19 protein-coding genes and 1 riboswitch are annotated in these 20061 nt (G+C 42.2%); of the genes, 1 reads left to right on the top strand and 18 read right to left on the bottom strand.

Annotated elements, in window-relative coordinates; genetic code table 11:
- Window positions 1–8: 8 nt before the first annotated feature.
- Genes F0227_RS03475 through F0227_RS03460 form a run of 4 tightly spaced genes read right to left on the bottom strand, consistent with a single transcriptional unit; the run spans window position 9 to window position 3985 of the window.
- Complete coding sequence (locus tag F0227_RS03475) at window positions 9–614, bottom strand: histidine phosphatase family protein (protein ID WP_171751772.1); 606 nt, start codon at window positions 612–614, stop codon at window positions 9–11.
- Window positions 596–1189: a histidine phosphatase family protein gene (locus tag F0227_RS03470; protein WP_171751771.1), complete on the bottom strand. Its 594-nt coding sequence runs from the start codon at window positions 1187–1189 to the stop codon at window positions 596–598. The genes F0227_RS03475 and F0227_RS03470 overlap by 19 nt, the downstream gene beginning before the upstream one ends.
- A complete protein-coding gene (locus F0227_RS03465) occupies window positions 1186–2535 on the bottom strand; it encodes a cobyrinate a,c-diamide synthase (RefSeq protein ID WP_253822017.1) in 1350 nt (449 codons plus the stop codon). The genes F0227_RS03470 and F0227_RS03465 overlap by 4 nt, the downstream gene beginning before the upstream one ends.
- Complete coding sequence (locus F0227_RS03460; RefSeq protein ID WP_171751787.1) at window positions 2525–3985, bottom strand: cobyric acid synthase; 1461 nt, start codon at window positions 3983–3985, stop codon at window positions 2525–2527. Before F0227_RS03460 ends, F0227_RS03465 begins: the two co-directional genes overlap by 11 nt.
- 532 nt (window positions 3986–4517) lie before the next feature.
- Between F0227_RS03460 and F0227_RS03455 the strand changes: the two genes are divergently transcribed.
- Complete coding sequence (locus F0227_RS03455; protein WP_171751770.1) at window positions 4518–5102, top strand: porin family protein; 585 nt, start codon at window positions 4518–4520, stop codon at window positions 5100–5102.
- A gap of 74 nt (window positions 5103–5176) precedes the next feature.
- On the opposite strand, the gene F0227_RS03450 is transcribed toward F0227_RS03455, so the two are convergent.
- The 14 genes from F0227_RS03450 to fucK form a co-directional block, all read right to left on the bottom strand.
- Complete coding sequence (locus tag F0227_RS03450) at window positions 5177–6655, bottom strand: vWA domain-containing protein (protein ID WP_171751769.1); 1479 nt, start codon at window positions 6653–6655, stop codon at window positions 5177–5179.
- 56 nt (window positions 6656–6711) lie between these two features.
- Entirely contained in the window at window positions 6712–7266 is a 555-nt protein-coding gene (locus F0227_RS03445) for a TadE family protein (RefSeq protein ID WP_171751768.1), read from the bottom strand.
- Window positions 7267–7277: 11 nt separating this feature from the next.
- Entirely contained in the window at window positions 7278–7796 is a 519-nt protein-coding gene (locus F0227_RS03440; RefSeq protein ID WP_171751767.1) for a TadE family protein, read from the bottom strand.
- A 346-nt stretch (window positions 7797–8142) separates the two neighbouring features.
- Window positions 8143–10746, bottom strand: coding sequence for an EAL domain-containing protein (locus tag F0227_RS03435; protein ID WP_345775790.1), 2604 nt, complete (start codon window positions 10744–10746; stop codon window positions 8143–8145).
- 198 nt (window positions 10747–10944) lie between these two features.
- Window positions 10945–12060 (bottom strand): 2-iminoacetate synthase ThiH, encoded by a 1116-nt coding sequence (gene thiH, locus F0227_RS03430; protein ID WP_171751765.1) that lies wholly within the window; start codon window positions 12058–12060, stop codon window positions 10945–10947.
- Window positions 12061–12070: 10 nt separating this feature from the next.
- Entirely contained in the window at window positions 12071–12832 is a 762-nt protein-coding gene (locus F0227_RS03425) for a thiazole synthase (protein ID WP_171751764.1), read from the bottom strand.
- Between the two features lie 2 nt (window positions 12833–12834).
- Window positions 12835–13044, bottom strand: coding sequence for a sulfur carrier protein ThiS (gene thiS, locus F0227_RS03420; protein ID WP_216613312.1), 210 nt, complete (start codon window positions 13042–13044; stop codon window positions 12835–12837).
- A complete protein-coding gene (locus F0227_RS03415; protein ID WP_171751763.1) occupies window positions 13032–13847 on the bottom strand; it encodes a HesA/MoeB/ThiF family protein in 816 nt (271 codons plus the stop codon). The genes thiS and F0227_RS03415 overlap by 13 nt, the downstream gene beginning before the upstream one ends.
- On the bottom strand, window positions 13837–14556 hold the full coding sequence (thiE, locus tag F0227_RS03410) for a thiamine phosphate synthase (protein WP_171751762.1): 720 nt from the start codon (window positions 14554–14556) through the stop codon (window positions 13837–13839). Before thiE ends, F0227_RS03415 begins: the two co-directional genes overlap by 11 nt.
- Before the next feature lie 99 nt (window positions 14557–14655).
- A riboswitch (TPP riboswitch) is annotated at window positions 14656–14753 on the bottom strand.
- A gap of 149 nt (window positions 14754–14902) precedes the next feature.
- Window positions 14903–16012: a [citrate (pro-3S)-lyase] ligase gene (citC, locus tag F0227_RS03405; protein ID WP_171751761.1), complete on the bottom strand. Its 1110-nt coding sequence runs from the start codon at window positions 16010–16012 to the stop codon at window positions 14903–14905.
- Between the two features lie 280 nt (window positions 16013–16292).
- Entirely contained in the window at window positions 16293–17441 is a 1149-nt protein-coding gene (fucO, locus tag F0227_RS03400; RefSeq protein ID WP_171751760.1) for a lactaldehyde reductase, read from the bottom strand.
- A 14-nt stretch (window positions 17442–17455) separates the two neighbouring features.
- Window positions 17456–18106, bottom strand: a complete 651-nt coding sequence (locus F0227_RS03395; RefSeq protein WP_171751759.1) for an L-fuculose-phosphate aldolase — start codon at window positions 18104–18106, stop codon at window positions 17456–17458.
- Between the two features lie 2 nt (window positions 18107–18108).
- Window positions 18109–18546: an L-fucose mutarotase gene (gene fucU / locus F0227_RS03390; RefSeq protein WP_171751758.1), complete on the bottom strand. Its 438-nt coding sequence runs from the start codon at window positions 18544–18546 to the stop codon at window positions 18109–18111.
- Window positions 18547–18610: 64 nt separating this feature from the next.
- Window positions 18611–20026, bottom strand: coding sequence for an L-fuculokinase (gene fucK / locus F0227_RS03385; protein WP_171751757.1), 1416 nt, complete (start codon window positions 20024–20026; stop codon window positions 18611–18613).
- Window positions 20027–20061 lie beyond the last annotated feature (35 nt).

The following is a 20061-nucleotide window of genomic DNA, read 5'->3' as shown; positions in this document are numbered from 1 at the left end:
CCTCTTGATCAAGTTAGCGGCCATTGCCATTCTGGCCAGTCTTTACCATTTTCATCATGATAAACAGATAAATTGACTAATGCAGCATACGGAATGTTAACTCGCTGCAAATAATGTTCAGATTTAGGCATTTGCATGATTTGTCTAAACAGCTGCTTAATCACTCCCCCGTGGGTTACCAATAACACTCTTTTGCCTTTATGATCAGCCAATAATTTCTGCCACGCATGGTGAATACGCAGGTCATAGGCCTCAAGAGTTTCGCCGTTGGGAGGTGTACAGTGCCATGGATCGCTCCAAAACTGGCTCAATGCCTGTTGATCTTGCTGCCAGATGAACTGTTTTTCTTTGCCATCCCAGTCACCAAAATTTATCTCTTTCCACTCTTCATCTTCTACTACCGAAACATCGTGCTGGTGAGCAAATTGATAAGCAAAATCAGCGCAACGTTTCAATGGCGAGGTAACAACGCTCTCTATCTCAGTTAAGTTTCTTACTGAGTGGTGCATCTGCTCAAAGCCTTTATCCGTTAGAGCAAAGTCGGTGTGACCACGAAAGCAGTGCTCACCAAGAGGAAGGCCATGCCTTAGCAAAGTTACGTAAGTTGTTGACATTTCTCACCTTCATTTCTATCAGCTTCTTGCCAAGCAAGTTCAATGGGTGTGATGTTTTCAACAATTCCGCTACCTTTTATCCAGCTGGGTAGATGATAAAGCATGTTTTGAAACGCCCTTAGCCATTCGCCATGGCTAACAATTACGACATCCGTTCGGGCATCTTGGCAGCGCAATGTATCCATAAAGGACTTAACTCTCTGTTCAAAGTCTTGCTCTTTTTCTACTTGATAAACTCCAGTCATATGATGAGAGTAACGGCGTTGGTAAGCGGCCCACTCACGATATAGCTCAATGTCTTGGTCAATAACACACCCTTCTAATATACCAAATCGCCGCTCGCGCAAGCGGCAATCGACCACTACTCGCCCTTGAAATTTGTTCGCGAGAATAGTGGCAGTACTGCAAGCTCTGCCGAGATCACTGGTATAAATTATGGGGTGCTGGAGGTTGGCAATATCGATATTTTCCGTCTCTTTACGAGCTTGTGCTGTCAGGGGACTGTCCATCCATCCTTGAATACGATTTTGCAGATTCCATTCAGTTTGTCCATGACGGACTAATATCACTCTCATTTTATCGGTATTTCGCCTTTAAATAGCTGGCTGGTTAAATTAGGGTTAGAGGGAAAATACCAGTGAATATAAGAAGCTACCAGCTTTTTGTACTGCCAGACGGGATCGGTTTGTCGTCCGCGCTGTGTCACAGGGGTACAAAGCACGGATTGTGTTGACTCAGTTTTTGAATAATGAAATGTGTGTCCTCTAAACATCTCTCCTGCTGTAAACTCGGCTTCAACTAAACCTAACGCCGCTAATGATGATTGCATCTGAGAGTGAGCATCAAGTATTCCACACAGTTCTGTGGCATCTTCATTGAGGTTTTTAAGAGACTTATTGAGATAAAGCATACCACCACATTCGGCCAGTAATGGCTTGTCACTCTCAACATGGTCGATCAACTGCTGTTTTAATATTTTATTTTCCGTTAATTCTTGGATAAACAGCTCTGGATACCCACCCGGTAAATAGATAGCATCACACGGTGGCAATTTGTCACCTTTGATTGGAGAGAAGTACTCGATCTGCGCACCTAACTTATTCAACAGATCAATATTGGCCTGATAGATAAAACTAAATGCGGTGTCTTTTGCAATGGCGATTTTCGTTCCAGCGAGCTGGCGTTCGCTCTCATCATCTTCATCGTCAAGAGTAAAGCTTATCGGCTCAGGCAGAGGTATATCACTATTTTCTGCTATCAATGCCGCAGCTAGATTGAGTTTATCGTCTAAATTTTCAATCTCTTGGGCTTGAACTAACCCCAAATGTCTTTCAGGAAGCGAAAGCTGCATTTTTTTTGGCAGATAACCACAAAACGCCAACTCTTCAGGTAAGGCTTCTTTAAGCATCTCAGCATGGGTAGAGGAACCAACACGGTTCGCCACGACACCATGCATTTTTATGTCTGAACGAAAGTTAGCTAACCCATACGCAATGGCGCCAAAAGTTTGTGCCATTGAACCTGCATCAATGACGGCTAAAACGGGAATACCAAGAGTCGCGGCAATGTCAGCACTTGAACACTTGCCATCAAACATCCCCATAACCCCTTCAATCAGGATTAAATCCGCATCTTGCGCCGCTTCGGCAACTAACTTCTTACAGTGAGACTCCCCACACATCCAGAAATCAAGCTGATAAACGTCGTGACCAGAGGCAAAAGAAAGAAAGTTGGGATCGATAAAATCAGGGCCTGTTTTGAACACGCGAACTTTTTTACCTTGCAGAGTAAAGTGTCTAGCCAGCGCTGCGACAACGGTTGTTTTACCACTGCCTGAGCTCGGTGCGGCCACAACGAGTGCCGGACAAGCGACTGTATAATGAGCCGTCATATTTTTGCTCTCACTCACTTTACTTACCATGCTGATCCCATTGACTAAAGTTCGGCCATAGTTTATCCAAGTCCAAATGTTGCTCTATTGCATCCGCTACTCGGTTAATACCCTCTTCACGCATCTGTTCAAAGTTACAGCCTGTCGCATCTGCCAAACCAGCCCAACGCAGTATCGCTGCACAAGCAGGTTCCGACTCGAAAATACCATGCAGATAACAACCAAACACCAAGCCGTCATCGCTAACACAACCATCTAAACCAGACTCCAAAGCTAATGGAGCATTATGGCTAATGCCTTTAGTCACACCCGCATGAATCTCGTAACCGAACACGTCAACTTTCTCTTGTTCTGGAAGTTGCAATGTTCCACTGGCGCGTCGCAACTGTTTATCATCTTTTAGCTCGGTCTCTATCGGTAAGTAACCCAAGCCAACACTCTCTCCTGCGGGTCCCTCAATCGCCAATGGGTCAGATAGCAATTCACCAAGCATTTGATAGCCACCGCAAATTCCCATGACTTTTCCGCCGAAGCGAAGATGCCTAGCGATCTGTTTATCCCACCCTTGCTGTCGAATAAAATCCAGATCGCTTCTGACGCTTTTTGAACCCGGTAAGATAATAAGATCAGCAGAGGGTAATGGCTGGTTCTTTCCGACAAAAATCAGGTCAACATTTGGATGCATACGCAGGGGGTCAAAGTCAGTATGGTTACTGATTCTTTGCACCACAGGAACCACCACTTTTAATTGCGGTTCATCACTGCTTAATTGACTAACATTGATGGCATCCTCTGCCTCTAACATTAAACCGTGTAGATAAGGCAGCACACCGATAACAGGCTTTCCGGTCTTATTTTCTAACCATTCTAATCCGGACTCAAGCAAGGCAATATCGCCGCGGAAACGATTAATAACAAAACCGGCAATGCGGTTCTGCTCTGATTCACTCAATAACGCTAATGTGCCGTATAAATGTGCAAAGACACCACCTTTATCAATATCAGCAACAATAATGACCGGTACATCGGCTTTTTCAGCAAATCCCATGTTAGCAATATCGTGCTCTCGTAAATTGATCTCTGCCGGGCTACCTGCCCCTTCTATCATTACTGCTTGGTAGTTCTCTTTTAGCCGGTCAAATGACTCAATAACATAACGCATTACTTCTGGTTTAAACTCATGGTAGGTCTGGGCGTCCATATCGGTTAACGCTTTACCATGCACAATTACCTGAGCACCAATATCGGTGTTTGGTTTTAGCAAAATAGGGTTCATATCTGTTGTCGGTTCAATACCGCAAGCATAGGCCTGAACAGCTTGAGCTCGTCCAATTTCACCACCGTCGATCGTTACAGCACTATTCAGTGCCATATTCTGTGGCTTAAATGGCGCAATCTTGATGTTTTTTCGCGCTAAAACTCGACATAGACCAGCAGTAAGCACACTCTTACCCGCATCAGATGTTGTGCCCTGAATCATTAAATAATTATTTTTTTCAAACACTTAAAACCACCAAAGTTGATTGCAAATCATGTATTTGCGAGAGTTAGAATTAAACAAGAGAGAGGTTTCAACGCAATCTATCCAGCTCAGAAACCAAAATTTAGTACTCAGTCGGTACATAACCGTATGAGTACAATTCTACGCTATTTACTATGCAACAAACTGGGATTTTTTACACTGCGAGAAATGCTAGTTGGGGCACAGTTTTATCATAAAAATAAGCAAGTTCGGTATCTTTAGTACTGTTAGAACACTATGTATTTATTGCACATGATTGCAAGCAAATCTCTAACCGTGCCACTCTGATTTAAACTGGCCGAAATTTAGTTTTATATTAAAAACACAAGTTAATTTAAACCTTAATTTTATTATTTTAAATATTAATAAATAATTATTAAAAAAACAGAATAAAAAACCATTAACAGTTATATTTAATCACAACACCTTTATTGCTTTAGTTCTATAAATCATAGTGTTAGCATTCAGAAAAATAACAAAAGGAATGAATATGAAACAAGTAATAATATGCTTATCTCTGTTAATTAGTACCCTTGCATTTGCTGAAGATAATAAAGGGTTTTATATTGGTGCCGGTATAGGAACAACAAACTTTGAAGACGACAACCTATTTAAAGACGCCAATGTGCCTTTAAACTCAGACTATGATGGGAATACATTTAAAGTTATATCTGGCTATACATTCAATAAAATAGTCTCTTTAGAGCTTCAATACACATCTTATGGTGATACTGAATACAAAAGCAATGGCGTACGTCTTGTAGACTTTAAGCATAAATCAACGTCGTTAGCAGCCAATGTAGGATATACATTTGATAATGGCCTACGTCCATTTGGAATCATTGGTATATCTAGCTTAACTGCAAAAGCAAAAGGAACATTAGCAAGCAGTAGCGATACCGGAAGTGCGATTCGCGGTGGGTTGGGTCTTGAATATACACCGCATTTTCTAAATGGCACCAGTATTAGAGCGGCATACGAGCAGGATACATTCCAAATAAAATATAGTGGCAATCCCGAAAAATATGATCAACGCGTAGATTCATTCTACATTGCACTTATTCAAAAATTTTAAAGAGAGTTAATTAAAATAGTGAATATACCTTTTAATAATACATCCGTTGTTTAGCAGGTATATTTCACTAACCACTATAAAGTTAATTTAATAATCACTTCTAGCATTTCACCAAAGCAAGGGGCAAGGGCATCTTCATCCACAGCATGGCAATAAACACCTTCAATTTGATCCGCTTGGAAATCAGCAGAGAGCGATGTGTCGTCCAGCATTATAGTGTCATTTGCCATACGCATTAACATATCTTCACCGTATTCGCTATCAGGTCCGGACTGTTGTTGTAATCGAGAACCCAATCCAAGAGTGAACACATAAATACCCTCTTTTCGAGCCAACTCAGCCATGTCCTCTGATAGGTTACGAGAGATGCGACTCACTTTCCTAAACAAGTCATTACTGGAGTCTGAATGTCTATCGTACTGTGTGACAGGACGGTAACCCAAAGTCGAATTATAAGGTCCATCTGATAAATTATTGTTTACTATTAATAGTTGATCAGAATTGGCACTAGGCGCATTAACATCTCCGGCAGGGTTTGTTACATACTGAGGAACATAGCCAACACTATCGCCGCTATAACCGCTAGCGTGAGTATTATAATAAGTTGGAAGCTCGGTGAGGTAATCGTCGATACTGCTACTTCTCCAAGAGTAGTCTGAATTGGTGTCATACACTTCATCATGTTTATACAAACCTCGTGGTGTACCACTTGTTCCGCTAGATGCTCGTAACGATCCTGTATAGACATTACCATTTGTCAGCTCGAACTTACTGGAAAAAGTATTCGGCGCACCATCGGTAAAAAACACAATCACTCTTAGATCCGCTGGATTAGGAACTTCACGCAACTGCTTTAATGCCAGATAAAAGCCTTCAGAAGGGTTAGTAAATCCATCAAATTGAAACGCGTCGATGGCGCCATTAATGCTAGTACTATTAAATCCTCGGCTGTTTGTAAATGCCTGAGGCACCTCGGCACCATGGCCATAAGCAATTAATGAAACTCGATCAAAATTTTCATGAAACTTACCAATAAAATCTTTAGACCGAAGTTTAATATCGTTGGTCACATCCCCAAGCGACCCCGCTCTTAACGACGACGAATTATCAACCACAAAAGCAATATCCACAGGACGTCTCGTTGCTTGAGCTACCGCACTAACAGGGACATCATCGTAACCAAACATATTAAGTAAACTGGTCGGCATTACTGCGCTTGCACTAATATCAATGGTAATATTACCGGCACTGTCGCTCGGGTATGAGCTGGGTAGAACTAAAGTAGGCGTACTTCCGAGAAAATCTGCACTTATATTGGCATTAAAGTAGGCCTGAGCCGCTGCATTTGCCGCAGCATCCCCTTCTTCAATCGCTCTTGCTGCAGCAATAGCAGCCGCATCTACGGCAGCAAATAACTTAGCTTTAACCAGATAAGCTCTGCCCATATCAAATGCAAGACCAGTAAGGAGGAGTAAAAAAGGCAGCGCAAGAATGGTGACCAGTTCCACCAAACCAGCTAATCTTTTTGTGTATGTGCGATTAATGGTTTTCATAGTTAATCTCGTTACTATTAATTTCGCTACAACTCGCTACCGTACAAATAGCCCTTTTATAAATAAGTGGCCTGCCCAATAGTGACATCTTCATCAACAACGAAACTAAATATTGGCCGATAGGTATAAAACACCTCGACCACATATACCGAATCATTGTCTTCCATCGTAATGGGGAAGCCTGTTAGCTCACGGGCTGCCGTATCACTGGGCAGCTCACATTGACCAGATACCCAACTGGCACAACTGGGCCAAAGCTCACTTGCTTTGTCGATGCCCGCTTGAGTCCACTTAAACTGTTCTGTGATATAAGGGTTATCACCTGTTTGACCAACCACATGACTAATATAGATAATGCCATCTGAATTCATATCAACAAATTGAGACGTAGTGGCAACCACGTCCATTATATTTTGTTCGGTATAGTCTGATGTTCTGGATATTAAATGGGCACTTTCTCGGCTAAGATTTACAATTACGCTTTGAGTATGAAGCATTTGGACAATTTCATATAACCCAAAGATAAATAATAAAAAAACGGGAATAATAAGAGTCAAGGTCACCGTTGCATAACCTTTAATTATTTTATTAATTGTTAGGACTCTATACATTGAATATCCCTCTAGAAGTTTTCATTTTTGACCGTTGCACTAACCGTAAAATTATATTTCCCATCATCCACCATGGGATACAAAAATGGACTCGATATTGGCCAAGTACAATCTAAATGAATAGCAATCAACTCCCCTGACTCTCCAAAACCAGCAACGGGGTTACCATCGATATCTAATACTCGAATATTGTCTACTGTCATTACATTACTGAACAGCCCATCGGACGATTGACTGATTTTAGCGATAACCGCCTCTTTACGGTCAGCACCATCGGTTGTGTCTGGATCGAGATCAGCTAAACCAGTAATAGCGTAACGAGCACCTTCGCTGACAGCGTGCTGCATAGTAAGCTTTACATAACCATATACGCCAAAATCGATAACCGTGAAAAGCATGAAGAAAAACAGAGACGCCACTATACTAAACTCAATTAGAGCGCTACCCTGTTGCTTGTTTTTTCGCTGACAAGTCAGCAGCTCACACTCTCGAGTGTAATAGCCGCTGTCACCAATTATTTTACTGTACATATACCTAGCATCCCAACGTACAATGGAGTAGTTGCGAAATAATATTATTTATATTTATTATTAAGTTATCAGAACATTATTCGAACCCATTAACAATTGCTCATATTATTATAGGATATACAATGCGTTCTATTATTCACTTTTGGTGATTTATTTTAATATATTTCAAAAGTAAGACATTGCTGCCAATATAACCACACCCTAATATAGAAAACTTAGCTTTACTTTATTAAATCCATTTATTCCATAGCATTGATTATAATATTAATAATCAATGCCTTATATAACAATTGTTTTAAACTTTCCTTTCGATAAGTTCATTAATATTTATTATTTCATATCTAAATTAAAGAATGTCCATTATTTTTGATTCTGGCATAGGCCGATAGAAATGATATCCTTGAATCTCTTCAATATTCCAACTACACAGTTTTCTCACTTGCGAGGCAGTTTCCACCCCTTCTGCCACTGTCGTCAAACCCAATTCCTGCGCCATCTTAGCGATATTTTTAACAAGACTCTTTGCTCGATCATTCGTTTCAAGTTGATCGATATAGGATTTATCAAGCTTCACAATATCTAAAGGGAAACTGCATAGAGTACTAAATGACGAATACCCCGTACCAAAATCATCCAGAGCAAATAAAATTCCGAAGGATTTAAGCTCTTCCATTAAAGATATAATCTCATCTTCAATGCCCATTAGCATACTCTCCGTTATTTCTATCACTAGTTGACCTGGCTGAATATGATATTTAGCTACAAGCTCCTGCAAAAACGAGCTCAAATGGATGTGATAAAAATGAGGTGCACTCAAGTTGACATGGATTGAAAACGAATTCCCTGCACTATTAGAATAAGTAGCATTTACTTTCTCGATAAACTGGCATGATTGAGAAAGAATTTTCTCACCAAGTTCAACAATCAGATCACTTTTTTCTGCCAATGGTATAAAGACTTCTGGTGAGACAAAGCCAAGTTCAGGGTGCTGCCAACGAGCTAAGGCTTCAAACCCTTTTATCTCCCCTGAATTAGCATCAACAATAGCCTGATAATGAGCATGAATACTGCCATCACGAACCGCACTCAAGATATCTCGATTGATTCTAGAAGCAGCTTGAGACCTCTCAAACATGTTACGAGTAACGCGAAGAACATGAGTTCTCTTATCCGTTTTGCCATTTTGAATAGTGTAACTTGCCGCTTGAAGAAGAGAATTCAATTCATTATCTGATATCTCAGGATCAATCATGCTAATTTCACACTTCAAATCAATTTCAATACCGTTAATAGTTTGTTTTTCAGAAAACTCTTCAAGTAATTTCGTTGCTCCTCGGCGAGCATCTTCGACATTATCTAGATTTGGAACGAGTGCAATAAATTCATAAGCGCTGATACGCCCAACTAAATACTCGGTGAGTTTGCTGCCAAACTGTGCAGCGACAAATCGTATTGCTTCATCATACTGCTCGTGCCCATAAATTTCTGCAATCAGATGAAGATTCGGCATTGATATATATAACAAAGTATAATTATTAGCTTCTAAACAACTCGCTTTCTCAATTATCGCCTTTCTGTTCCACAAACCTGATAAGTGATCTCTTTCTACAAGGCTTTCAATTAATTTAGCTTGCTCTCTTTTCTCTCGGACATCACTTACCGCTAGCATCATTACATCGCCACCTTGATATTGAATAACACTAATCTCAATATGGCAATCAATCTCATGGCCTTGGCTGGTTAGCAGCTTCCCTTCAAATTGAGTTTCACCCAAATTAAATTGGTGATAAAGAAAGTCAATATGACATTCATTTGGATCATCATCCGGACACAGCATGTCTAGAGGTTTGTTAAGAATCTCTTCTTGTAAATAATCTAGCATGGATAAGGCTGTGTTATTTATATCAATGATAACTCGATCTCTAATTAGCAACACCCCCATTGTTTGACTCTGATAGAGCGCATCCAACTTTTGCTGAGTATCTTGCAAACGTTCCTGTGTAATGGAGTTATCACTCGCCACTGCTTGTATTAATGTTGATAACCGATCGAGTTCATCTTTATTGGAGGAACTCACTCCTGCGAATTGATAGGAGCTGAGGAGTTGATTTATATCTCTCTCAAGATCAGAGAAACGCACCGCTACTCGGCGACGAAACAAAAAAGCGGTCACAATAGAAATGATTACCGCAGCAACAACAACAGCGATAAATAGGTAATTAAATAGAATGTTTCCCTTTTTGAAATAATGACGTTCAATAGTCGTAGTAATATTGGCGATGGAATGGCCAGAAATATCAATTAATTCACTCCATAACGTCATAGTATTTTTTGTTTTAACTACTTGATCAATCGTTTCAGCCCTATCATTTAGTGTAATCGCATTCTCTGCAATCAAAATAGAGTCATATTTACCAGGGAAACGGGAAGATAAATTTTGCCCCCAGATTAACCATCCAGATGAAATTGACGTACCTTCACTATCACGAACCGGGGCCACGCTGACATTCCAAATTTGACCATTCAGCAAAAGCAAACCACTTTTGCTTCTTTTATTACTATCAAGTACAGCGGTCATATTTTTAAAATGTTGCTGAACCCCTTCACTCAGCATCAATTGTGACACCAGCACCGTATCGTATTTTTTGCTGTCGCGAGTAATGGCCTCGATCACTATTTGTCGCGAATCAACAAAGATCATTAAGTCGAGGTTAAGCTCATTTAACCCACCCTGACTTAAGTTCTTTTCTCTATATGAACGGCTATCCCCATTGACTAACAGCTCGTTTGTCTCATCCCAATAGGCCCAATCAAAAGAGCGAGCTTCAACATCAGTCGACAGCTTAGTTATAAGACTTTGAGCTTGCTGGCTTGCCCTTGATAACTGCATGTGTTCAATTTCATCAATACTAATGAAAAAGAAGTAACGCGTTATGTATAAACAGCTCACGGTAATACCGAGTAGCCCAAGGACAAAGTAGAGCGCTGTTTTTGTCTGGAGTTTAAGGTTGCGCAAATTAAACCGATTCACTTCTAAGGTTATTAACTTATATATTAGCAAAGTTAATTATAAATGCCGTGACTTATTGCAACTCTATCCATCAAAACAACTAATTATTAGATAGTTATAAAATATGTACTAATGGCATCATCCCGAATAGGCGTGATGCCAATCTTTCCAAACCACTTGAAAACCACGTTTCATCACAGCTTGCGCTACATGGTCGACACTGCGTTCGTCACTTATTTCAAACTGTTCCAGCTCTTGCTGCGTATCCTCAGCGTATCCGCCCGGTTGAGTTTTTGACCCTGCAGACATCGTAGTCACACCTAATGGCAGCACATTATCCCTGAACTCTGGAGATTCCCGTGTAGATAGAGACAGCTCTACTTCAGGGTTGAGTAATCGGTAAGCGCAAATCAACTGAACGAGCTGACGATCACTCATCTCTGACTTCATCTTCACGCCACCTTCACACGGCCGCAACCGAGGAAAAGAGATGGAGTAGCGGCTTTGCCAGTAAGTACGTTCTAGATAATCCAAGTGAGCCGCAACATGGAATGCGTCAGTGCGCCACTCCTCTAGACCAATCAAAGCTCCGATACCAATTTTATCAATTCCTGCGCGGGCTAAACGATCCGGTGTTTGCAAACGGTAATCAAAATCCATTTTTTTGCCACGTAGATGATGCTCCGCGTAGGTTCTAGGGTTATAGGTTTCCTGATACACCATCACAGCATCGAGCCCTAATCCTTTCAACTCAGCATACTCTTGCTGCTGCAGAGGCTGAACTTCCATTGCTAAGTAACTAAATTGCGATTTGATCTCTGGTAGTACTTCACGAAAGTAATTCATGCCCACTTTTGTTTCGTGCTCGCCTGTCACCAGTAAAACGGAATCGAAGTTGAGTTGCTTAATCGCCTGACACTCTTGCTCTATCTCTTTTCTGTTCAGAGTGCGTCTTCGGATTCGATTTTCCATAGAGAAACCACAGTAGCTACAGGCATTGGCACATAGGTTTGATAAATACAGAGGAACATAAAAACCAATAGTGTTACCAAACCGCTGGCGAGTCAGTAACGCTGACTGTTGTGCCATTGATTCCAAGTAAGGTTCAGCCGCTGGGGAAATTAGTGCCTTAAAATCGTCTAAATCTCGCCTAGATTTATTCAATGCTCGTTCAACATCTTTAGCGGTCTTGCTATATATTGATAAGCAAATATCATCCCAATCCATTCGGGAAAAATGTTCAGAAAAACTCATCAGATTTCCCTTAATCAAGAAATGCAGTCAATGGACTAGAAGAAATGGCATGGTTTGCGGTTCCAGCTAACCCAGCCTTATACGCCATTCGGCCACTTTCAACTGCCAGTTTAAACGCCCTGCCCATGAGGATAGGGTCATTAGCAACAGCAATTGCTGTGTTGACTAACACCGCATCGGCTCCCATTTCCATCGCTTCCGCCGCATGAGAAGGCGCACCTATTCCGGCGTCCACCACCACGGGAACTCGCGCCTGATCAATAATAATTCTGAGAAAATCTCGCGACGCCAATCCTTTGTTAGAACCAATAGGCGAACCAAGTGGCATTACCGCAGCGCAGCCAACTTCTTCAAGTCGCTTACATAAGACCGGATCAGCATGACAGTACGGCATTACAATAAAACCCTCTTTTACTAGCTGCTCTGCAGCCGCGAGTGTTTCAATTGGGTCAGGCATTAAGTATTTTGGATCGGGGTGAATTTCCAGTTTAAGCCAATTGGTTTGCAAAGCTTCTCGGGCCAACTGCGCGGCAAATATCGCCTCTTTGGCGTTTTTCGCACCGGAGGTGTTAGGTAATAAGTTCACACCCGCATTGCGTAGCGGCTGCAAAATATCATCCTCTTTGTCATCGATATCAACTCGCTTTAATGCCATTGTCACCAGCTCTGATTCAGAGGCAATTATCGAATTTTGCATATTAATGGCGTTCGAGTATTTTCCCGTTCCGGTAAATAGACGAGACTGAAACTGTTTATCGGCAATTGTTAACATGATTAACCTCCTGCAATGGCTTGAAATAAGGCGATATGGTCACCTTCGTTAACGACAGTCTCATTCCAGAGCTGGCGAGAAATGATCGCTTGATTGACCGCGACAGCAGATGCGCCATTTGGCATCTGTAACAAAGCAAGCAGCGCTTCAATCGAGGTATTTTCGGCAATCGACATAGGCTTGTCATTCACCTTTATTTCTATGGTTGACATGGTATTTCCTTATTAATCCTTGGTTCTTTATCCAAATCTTGTTCAAATGACGTGGCGCAGATCGGGCAGTGAACATCTCGAGAAATCGTCAGCCGTTGCCACTTCATTTGTAGTCCGTCAAACAGCTGTAAATGAGCAAAGTTCACCTCTCCGCAATCGGTGATGGCTTTTATTGCTTCGAGCGCCTGCATCGTACCCATAACACCCACTACGGGTCCCGAAATGGCGGACGTTCGGCAGCTGTTCTCTTGTTTATCTTGCTGTTCTTGTTGCGGAAAAAGACAGTGATAGCAAGGCCCTTGCTGTTGACGAAAATCGAAGCTCACGAGTTGTCCTTGCCAACGAATCGCGGCTGCCGATATCAAAATTTTCTTCTGTTCGAAACAGGCTTTATTAATGGCATAACGAGTGGAAAAGTTATCACTACAGTCAAGTACAATATCCGCCATACTCACTTCAATACTCAGTTGTTGGCCAGTCAGTGCCGTTTGAACTGTGCGTATGGCGACTAGCGGATTGAGTTGCTTCAATTGCTCTGCTGCACAGCGAGCTTTATTGTCATTTTGATGATGATCGCGATAGATGATTTGGCGCTGCAAGTTTGACCTCTCTACGCTATCGCCATCGGCAATCACAATATGACCAATCCCAGCAGCCGCTAAATACAGAGCAGCAGGAGAGCCTAACCCTCCAGCCCCAACGATCAACAAACGGCTATTTTGCAACGCAACTTGCCCCGTTTCCCCCAGCTCTTCTAATGCAATTTGGCGGTTATAACGGAGAAACGCCTCATCAGTTAACATCATCAGCTCCCGACACCGATTCTCTCGTGACACTCAGCTTCTCGGCAAAGGCAGTAACCGCTTGCTCCACATCGCTGGCTTGAGTGATAGCACGCACTACCGCCACACTACTCACTCCCGACTGCCAAACTGCCGCAACGTTAGAAAGATCAATTCCGCCGATTGCCACGGTAGGAAATCGGCCCGCAACAGTATTGATATGTTCAGTGAGCGTCGCGACACCTTGAGGTGAGGTTGGCATCTGCTTGGTTGGGGTTGGAAAAATATGTCCAATAGCAATATAACTGGGCCGAATTGCTAAGCCTCGCTGCAGCTCGCGAGCAGTGCGAGTGGAGACTCCTAAACGAATATTGGCCGTTTTCAGAGCATCAAGATCTGCGCTGTCCAGATCTTCCTGTCCTAAATGAACGCCATAAGCGTGATGTTTGAGCGCCAGTGGCCAATAGTCATTAATAAAGACTTGCGCTTTATATTCTCGGCCAAGACGTATCGCCTCAATAATTTGTTTTTCTAAATCGGGTTGATGTTCATCTTTGATTCTAAGTTGAACGGTTTTTATCCCGAGCGCGAGTAATCTGGCGATCCAGTTAACATGATCAACCACAGGATAGAGATTACCAATTCCTCCTTCTAATGGAGCAAACGGGCAATGTGCAGTTGGCGCGAGTTCGCGTTCGGTATAACAATGAGATTGACGTGCATTCGACATAGCAATTTCCTAATAATTAATGATGGAAAATGCTTGGCGGATAGGTGCTTACAGAGCAAGTGTTTGATCTTAATTACGGACAGTATCAGATCAATATAGAGAGAATTTGCTCTTGTTCCTTTCGCAGGTGTTAGCCTGATCAAGTTCAACGGATCCCGCAATGCGGTCTCAGCCAGTTGGCACTCCGACAAGTATCGTTTGCGAGTATAAAAACAATATCGACTCCGCGCAAGCGCTTGTTAACCGCATTGCGCAAATAGTAATAGCTCAATAAGTCTTAGTGATATTTAACCAATAGCTATATCTGATTCTTGCCCTGAAGATGCCTCGGAAGCACCAATTCCGATTATAGGGCAGCAGTAAATGTAGGCGTAGCTACTGAGTTGGGGAGAGGTTTGCTGCTGTAATGTCGCTTTCTTTCGTTGTATAGCGAGTCTTCAACGCTAAACAAGTTTTTCAAATAGTTGTAGGTGGTTGCTGGCACAAACTTGTTAATTTCATTCCAATCATTATTGAATAGAAGATGACGTACCAGTGAAGCAGATATCGGTTGGTTCTCCATCTCTTTACGTGGAATTTCTATCAAGTTAATGGCGTCATAATCCAATGACGGTGTGGTTAACCAGTTCTGCATTTGCTGATTATAAAAGCGGGTGACATTACAAATAGGTTCGGTGCCAACAAAACGGTGGGTAATTCCTAACGATGGCCCGATAAAACTTCTAAACAGTTGTAGATCAACCGCGGTATGGCAATAGTTAATAACGCCATCATCTTTCAAGAAGTAACTTGGAAATGTGGCACGAGAGATGATGTAATCGGACCCTTGATGGACAATAACATTGTCGAGGTCAGAAACCCCCTCCTCAATCATATTAACCCTGTCTTGATAGGTGAAAAAAGAGCTATCCTCTTTCACCACAAAAAGGTGCAACCAATCACATTGACTTGCTGCATGTTCAACCAAGTATCTATGTCCATTGGTAAACGGATTGGCATTCATAACAATACTGCCAATTTTACCACCCGCTCTTTTTAATGATTGAAGCTTACGACAATATTTATTTAAGCGACTTTTACTATTTTCTAAAAGAACAACTCGATCTTTTACTGAAGTAAGTAAATAAAAGCCCGCCTTATTAAACATTTTATAATTTTCGGGTTTGGTATATATAAATAAATTATAGCGACCAAGGTCATATGCATAAGTCACAAGTTGAGACAGAAGCTTAGTAGAAAGTCCTTCACCCTGATAGTCATTGTTCACTGCAATGGACTTCAGTGTATTCCCCGCAAGACCACCACATGCAACGATTTCGCTGTCGTGATAAGCGCAGACAAAAAACTCCACATCAGCATCGATACCAAGTCCCATGCTGTTCAAAAAGTTATTAACCATTACCAGTTTTCGACCTGCTTTGGTTTTTATTTTTTCGAAATGAATTGTCGCTAACACTAGCTTGTCTCTATATTCTACTTACCGATAAAGTGTCTCTCTTCATGGGTTTTAAAAATATGATTTAAATCATGGTTACGCTGGAATATAGTCAAGTAATTGTAAGGTATTTGTTTAACAAGATTTTATTCGCGTCGAATTATATAAATGACAAGCCAATAATAAAAAGCACAAATTAGTAAGCGTCTTATATGCTCAAGTAAACTCTATGGCATAACAAGCAAAAAAGCCGCTCGAGGAACGGCTAAAACAACTCATTTTAGAGCATTTTAAAATGTACTTACATAGCAGTTAAGTACAATAGAGAAACGTCATCAGGAGAAAGCTGACGTGGGTTGCCTCCCATACAAACATCTGCAAGCGCTTTATCTATCCATGCATGGCTATCTGATTCTTTGATGCCTAAGTCAGAGAAACCGGCTGGAATGCCGACTTCTGACGACAACTTACGTATCAGCTCTATGGCTAACATCGCCGCATCCATATCGTTTAACAAACGAGTATCTCCGCCCATTGCTTCTGCCACTGCGCGATAAGGTTCAGGGTTTGTCTTGGCATTAAATTCACTAATAACAGGCAACAAAATCGCGTTACACACCCCATGAGGTAAGTTATGCGTCGCACCCGGTTGGTGAGCTAGTGCATGTACTGCACCTAAACCCGCGCTGTTAAATGACATTCCCGCCAAAAACTGTGCATCCGCTAACTTACCACGAGCGTCAATATTCGCACCGTCTTTCACCGCAACAGGCAGCCACTTGGTAATTAAGCGCACAGACTCTAGTGCTGTTGGCAAAGTTAAGGTATGCGCTCCCGGCGTGACTATAGACTCAATAGCATGCGTCAATGCGTCCATACCCGTTGCGGCGGTAACACTTGCCGGAAGACCTACCATTAAGCTCGGATCATTCACCGCAACATCGGGAATTTGTTTGCCGTCAACGATAACCATTTTCACGGCATTTTCTTCGTCAGTAATGACCGAGTTAGAGGTCATCTCAGCCGCGGTCCCCGCAGTTGTGTTAATCGCAACAAAGAATACACCGGGATTTTTGACTAGACCCACACCATTGTAGTCACAGATATCCCCTTCGTTGCTTGTCACTATTCTGATCGCCTTAGCGCAATCAATTGGGCTGCCGCCGCCAACCGCGATCAAACAGTCACATTCAGTCTCTTGATAGAATGTCTTTCCGTCACGAACTAACGTGGCAGTTGGGTTTGGCGTAACCTTGTCAAAGACTACATACTCAAGGCTTTTGTCGTCTAGTGCTTGATAAAGCGAATCCAAGATACCCAGCTCAATAAGATTATTATCCGTAACAATCATCGCTTTTTTAACGGCTTGTTCAGAAAGCACGTCAACCGCGTCTGCGACTGCGCCTACACCAGACAAACTTAATTTTGGTAAATTTAATGCAAATGCCATTTTAACCACCCCTATTATTTTTCTTCTACACGTAAGCCGTATGACTTAAATTTCTCAATAACCAACGCCATTTTTTCGTCACTAAGTACATCGTACTTTTGACCTGTACTTAAGATTTTCACGTAGGTTTCCGCTAGCACTTCTACTTCATGCGCAACCCAAAGTGCTTTTGCAAGGCTATCTCCGGTGGCAATACAACCATGATTTCCTAACAAAATGGCTGAGCTCTGTTTAATACCTTTGGCAACATTCGTAGCAAGTTCCACACTGCCAAATGTAGCGTAAGGAATACATGGAACTTCGGTTGTTCCAGTGACCGCTACCATATAGTGAATAGCAGGAATCGGCTTATTTAAGATAGAGATAGTGGCACAGTTGATGGCATGGTTATGAACCACCGCATTCGCTTCTTCCCGTGCTTGATAACAAGCTAAGTGAAAAGCCCATTCACTTGATGGAAGTTTACCCTGTTCAAAATTGCCTTCCGCATCAACATAAACAATATGATCTGGAGTAAGTTGCTCGTACTGGATGCCAGTTGGAGTGATTAGCATGCCATCATCATAACGAACACTGATGTTACCTGCTGTGCCTTGGTTAAGTCCTAGGCGTGTCATTTCAAGACAAGTATCAATTATTTCTTGAGATAGTTGTTTACGGTTCATATTTATTCCTTAATTGGCGTAACGCCTTTCTTTAAAATGATGTTGCCATACTTTGCGGTCTCTCCGGTTAGTACAACAGCAGAACAATTTTTTACACGTTGATAAAAACTAAAACGCTCTACACGCTCCAGTGCTGGCGGACTTTCTAAATGTTGACTTATCGCCGCCATGTACCTTTTTTCAACCGATGGATCGAGCTCATCACCTTCCACCGCGTCCATCATGACAAGAGGGCATTCGACATACTGATCAAGTTCAAAAAGAGGAATAATTCCATCTAACAACGTAGATACACTAATGCCATCAGCACGAATCACATTGTTATTAAATGTGTTAGCGGGAAAGTGCGCATCCGCTAACAAAATCTCATCACCATGGCCCATTTCACAAAGTGTCGACAGCAACTTTGGACCAATGGCCGGGTGTATATTTTTAAGCATATTTCTACTCCAACTCGTTGTAATATTGGAAATAATTGTTATTGGGACAATGACGTTACTCGTATCAGCCTTGACGGGGAGTGACAGTAGTAAACGACGGTTTCATCGCCTTTTGCGCTTCATCTGCACTTTTATATACGCCCGCTCCTGCCAGCGCGTACATTGCCGCTCCCATTACGGTGCATTCCGGTTCATCCACCACCAAAATAGGCACTTCAAGTACATCCGCTCGTATTTGATTCCAAAGGCTATTTCTCGATCCCCCGCCTACCACTACTAAGCTGTCCACTTGGAACTTACCCACCTCAGAAAGGGTGGCTAAACTCTCTTTTAGCTTGCTCGCCAGTCCTTCTAGCGCAGAGCGATATATCTCACCCCGCGTGGTGTTGATGGATAGTCCAGAGATGTGCCCACCGGTGACATCGTCTTTTTTAGGTTGAAATGACGGTATAAATTTCACCCCATTGCACCCCGCCGGTACGGCACTTCCTTCTTTGATCATTTGCGAGTACTTATTAGGCTGTTGCTGTAGATCCGGAAAATACGTACTGGAAACCCACTCCATTACCGCACTGGACAACCACTGCACCGCTGGGTTATACAAGCCCCGTTTCGCATCAAGTTCCGTGGTTAGGCCATCAGCTAAATAACTAGGGTTTAGCGTCATGTTATTGGCTCTCGCCATGAGAATTTCCCATGTACCAGAGCTTAAAAATGGTTGATTCTCTTCAACACCGGAACCAAACAGAGCAAACTGAGTATCATGTCCGGCAGAGATAACCGCCGTACTGTCTGGCACATCGAACAGTTTCGCCATTTCATGACTAACCGTTCCAATCACTTCACCCGCATCCACCATGGGAGGAAAGTGGTCTTCCGTCAGGCCAAGATAGTCAAGCGCCTCTTTATTCCATTCACCCGTTTGCAAGTTTGTCAGCATTGACGTACCTGCCATGGTGCGATCGGTAGTCAACTTGCCAGTGAGCCTGTGGTTGATCATTGAAGAGATAAAAACAAACTTGTCCATCTGTTGATAAACCTCAGGTTCATGCTCTTTGAGCCACCTAAGTTTATAAAGAGTGTTAAAGGAGTAATCTCCAACGCCGTTTTCTAAATAGAGCTTTTGACGATCCATCTCTGCTTCAACTTGTGCCATTACTGCAATGGTTCGCGAGCATTTCCAAGAGATGATGGGATAGATTTGCTGACCATCTTTATTGAATGGTGCGCCATCAACACCAAAAGTGGTGACCGCGATTGCTGAAATATCCGCCCTCTTCATGTCCGGTAGTTGAGCCGTAACATTACCAACACATTGAACTAATTTGTTCCAGATATCGTCAAAATTCCAAACGTGCTCATTGCCTGTCTGAACGGTTTCATTGCTAATATGATGAGAAGCCACAATATGACCTGATGACTCAACAGCAATAGCCCTAACGTTTGTAGCACCACAATCTAATATAAGTGCGATAGACATATTAAAACCTCAAGAGAGCGCCCCAATAGGGCGCT

The sequence above is a fragment of the Vibrio sp. 99-8-1 genome (assembly GCF_013114595.1).
Classification (GTDB): Bacteria; Pseudomonadota; Gammaproteobacteria; order Enterobacterales; family Vibrionaceae; genus Vibrio.
This window is presented reverse-complemented; position numbering and strand designations above follow the sequence as displayed.

Bases quoted from the DNA above. Each gene is read 5' to 3' on its own strand.
- thiE (WP_171751762.1), bottom strand. From the start codon at position 14,556: ATGTCGAATGCACGTCAATCTCATTGTTATACCGAACGCGAACTCGCG.
- thiH (WP_171751765.1), bottom strand. From the start codon at position 12,060: ATGAGTTTTTCTGAACATTTTTCCCGAATGGATTGGGATGATATTTGC.
- F0227_RS03455 (WP_171751770.1), top strand. From the start codon at position 4,518: ATGAAACAAGTAATAATATGCTTATCTCTGTTAATTAGTACCCTTGCA.
- F0227_RS03440 (WP_171751767.1), bottom strand. From the start codon at position 7,796: ATGTACAGTAAAATAATTGGTGACAGCGGCTATTACACTCGAGAGTGT.
- F0227_RS03415 (WP_171751763.1), bottom strand. From the start codon at position 13,847: ATGTTAACTGATGAGGCGTTTCTCCGTTATAACCGCCAAATTGCATTA.
- fucO (WP_171751760.1), bottom strand. From the start codon at position 17,441: ATGGCATTTGCATTAAATTTACCAAAATTAAGTTTGTCTGGTGTAGGC.
- F0227_RS03395 (WP_171751759.1), bottom strand. From the start codon at position 18,106: ATGAACCGTAAACAACTATCTCAAGAAATAATTGATACTTGTCTTGAA.
- F0227_RS03465 (WP_253822017.1), bottom strand. From the start codon at position 2,535: ATGGTAAGTAAAGTGAGTGAGAGCAAAAATATGACGGCTCATTATACA.
- fucK (WP_171751757.1), bottom strand. From the start codon at position 20,026: ATGTCTATCGCACTTATATTAGATTGTGGTGCTACAAACGTTAGGGCT.
- F0227_RS03450 (WP_171751769.1), bottom strand. From the start codon at position 6,655: ATGAAAACCATTAATCGCACATACACAAAAAGATTAGCTGGTTTGGTG.
- F0227_RS03425 (WP_171751764.1), bottom strand. From the start codon at position 12,832: ATGTTAACAATTGCCGATAAACAGTTTCAGTCTCGTCTATTTACCGGA.
- thiS (WP_216613312.1), bottom strand. From the start codon at position 13,044: ATGTCAACCATAGAAATAAAGGTGAATGACAAGCCTATGTCGATTGCC.
- F0227_RS03470 (WP_171751771.1), bottom strand. From the start codon at position 1,189: ATGAGAGTGATATTAGTCCGTCATGGACAAACTGAATGGAATCTGCAA.
- F0227_RS03460 (WP_171751787.1), bottom strand. From the start codon at position 3,985: ATGATTCAGGGCACAACATCTGATGCGGGTAAGAGTGTGCTTACTGCT.
- fucU (WP_171751758.1), bottom strand. From the start codon at position 18,546: ATGCTTAAAAATATACACCCGGCCATTGGTCCAAAGTTGCTGTCGACA.
- F0227_RS03445 (WP_171751768.1), bottom strand. From the start codon at position 7,266: ATGTATAGAGTCCTAACAATTAATAAAATAATTAAAGGTTATGCAACG.
- F0227_RS03475 (WP_171751772.1), bottom strand. From the start codon at position 614: ATGTCAACAACTTACGTAACTTTGCTAAGGCATGGCCTTCCTCTTGGT.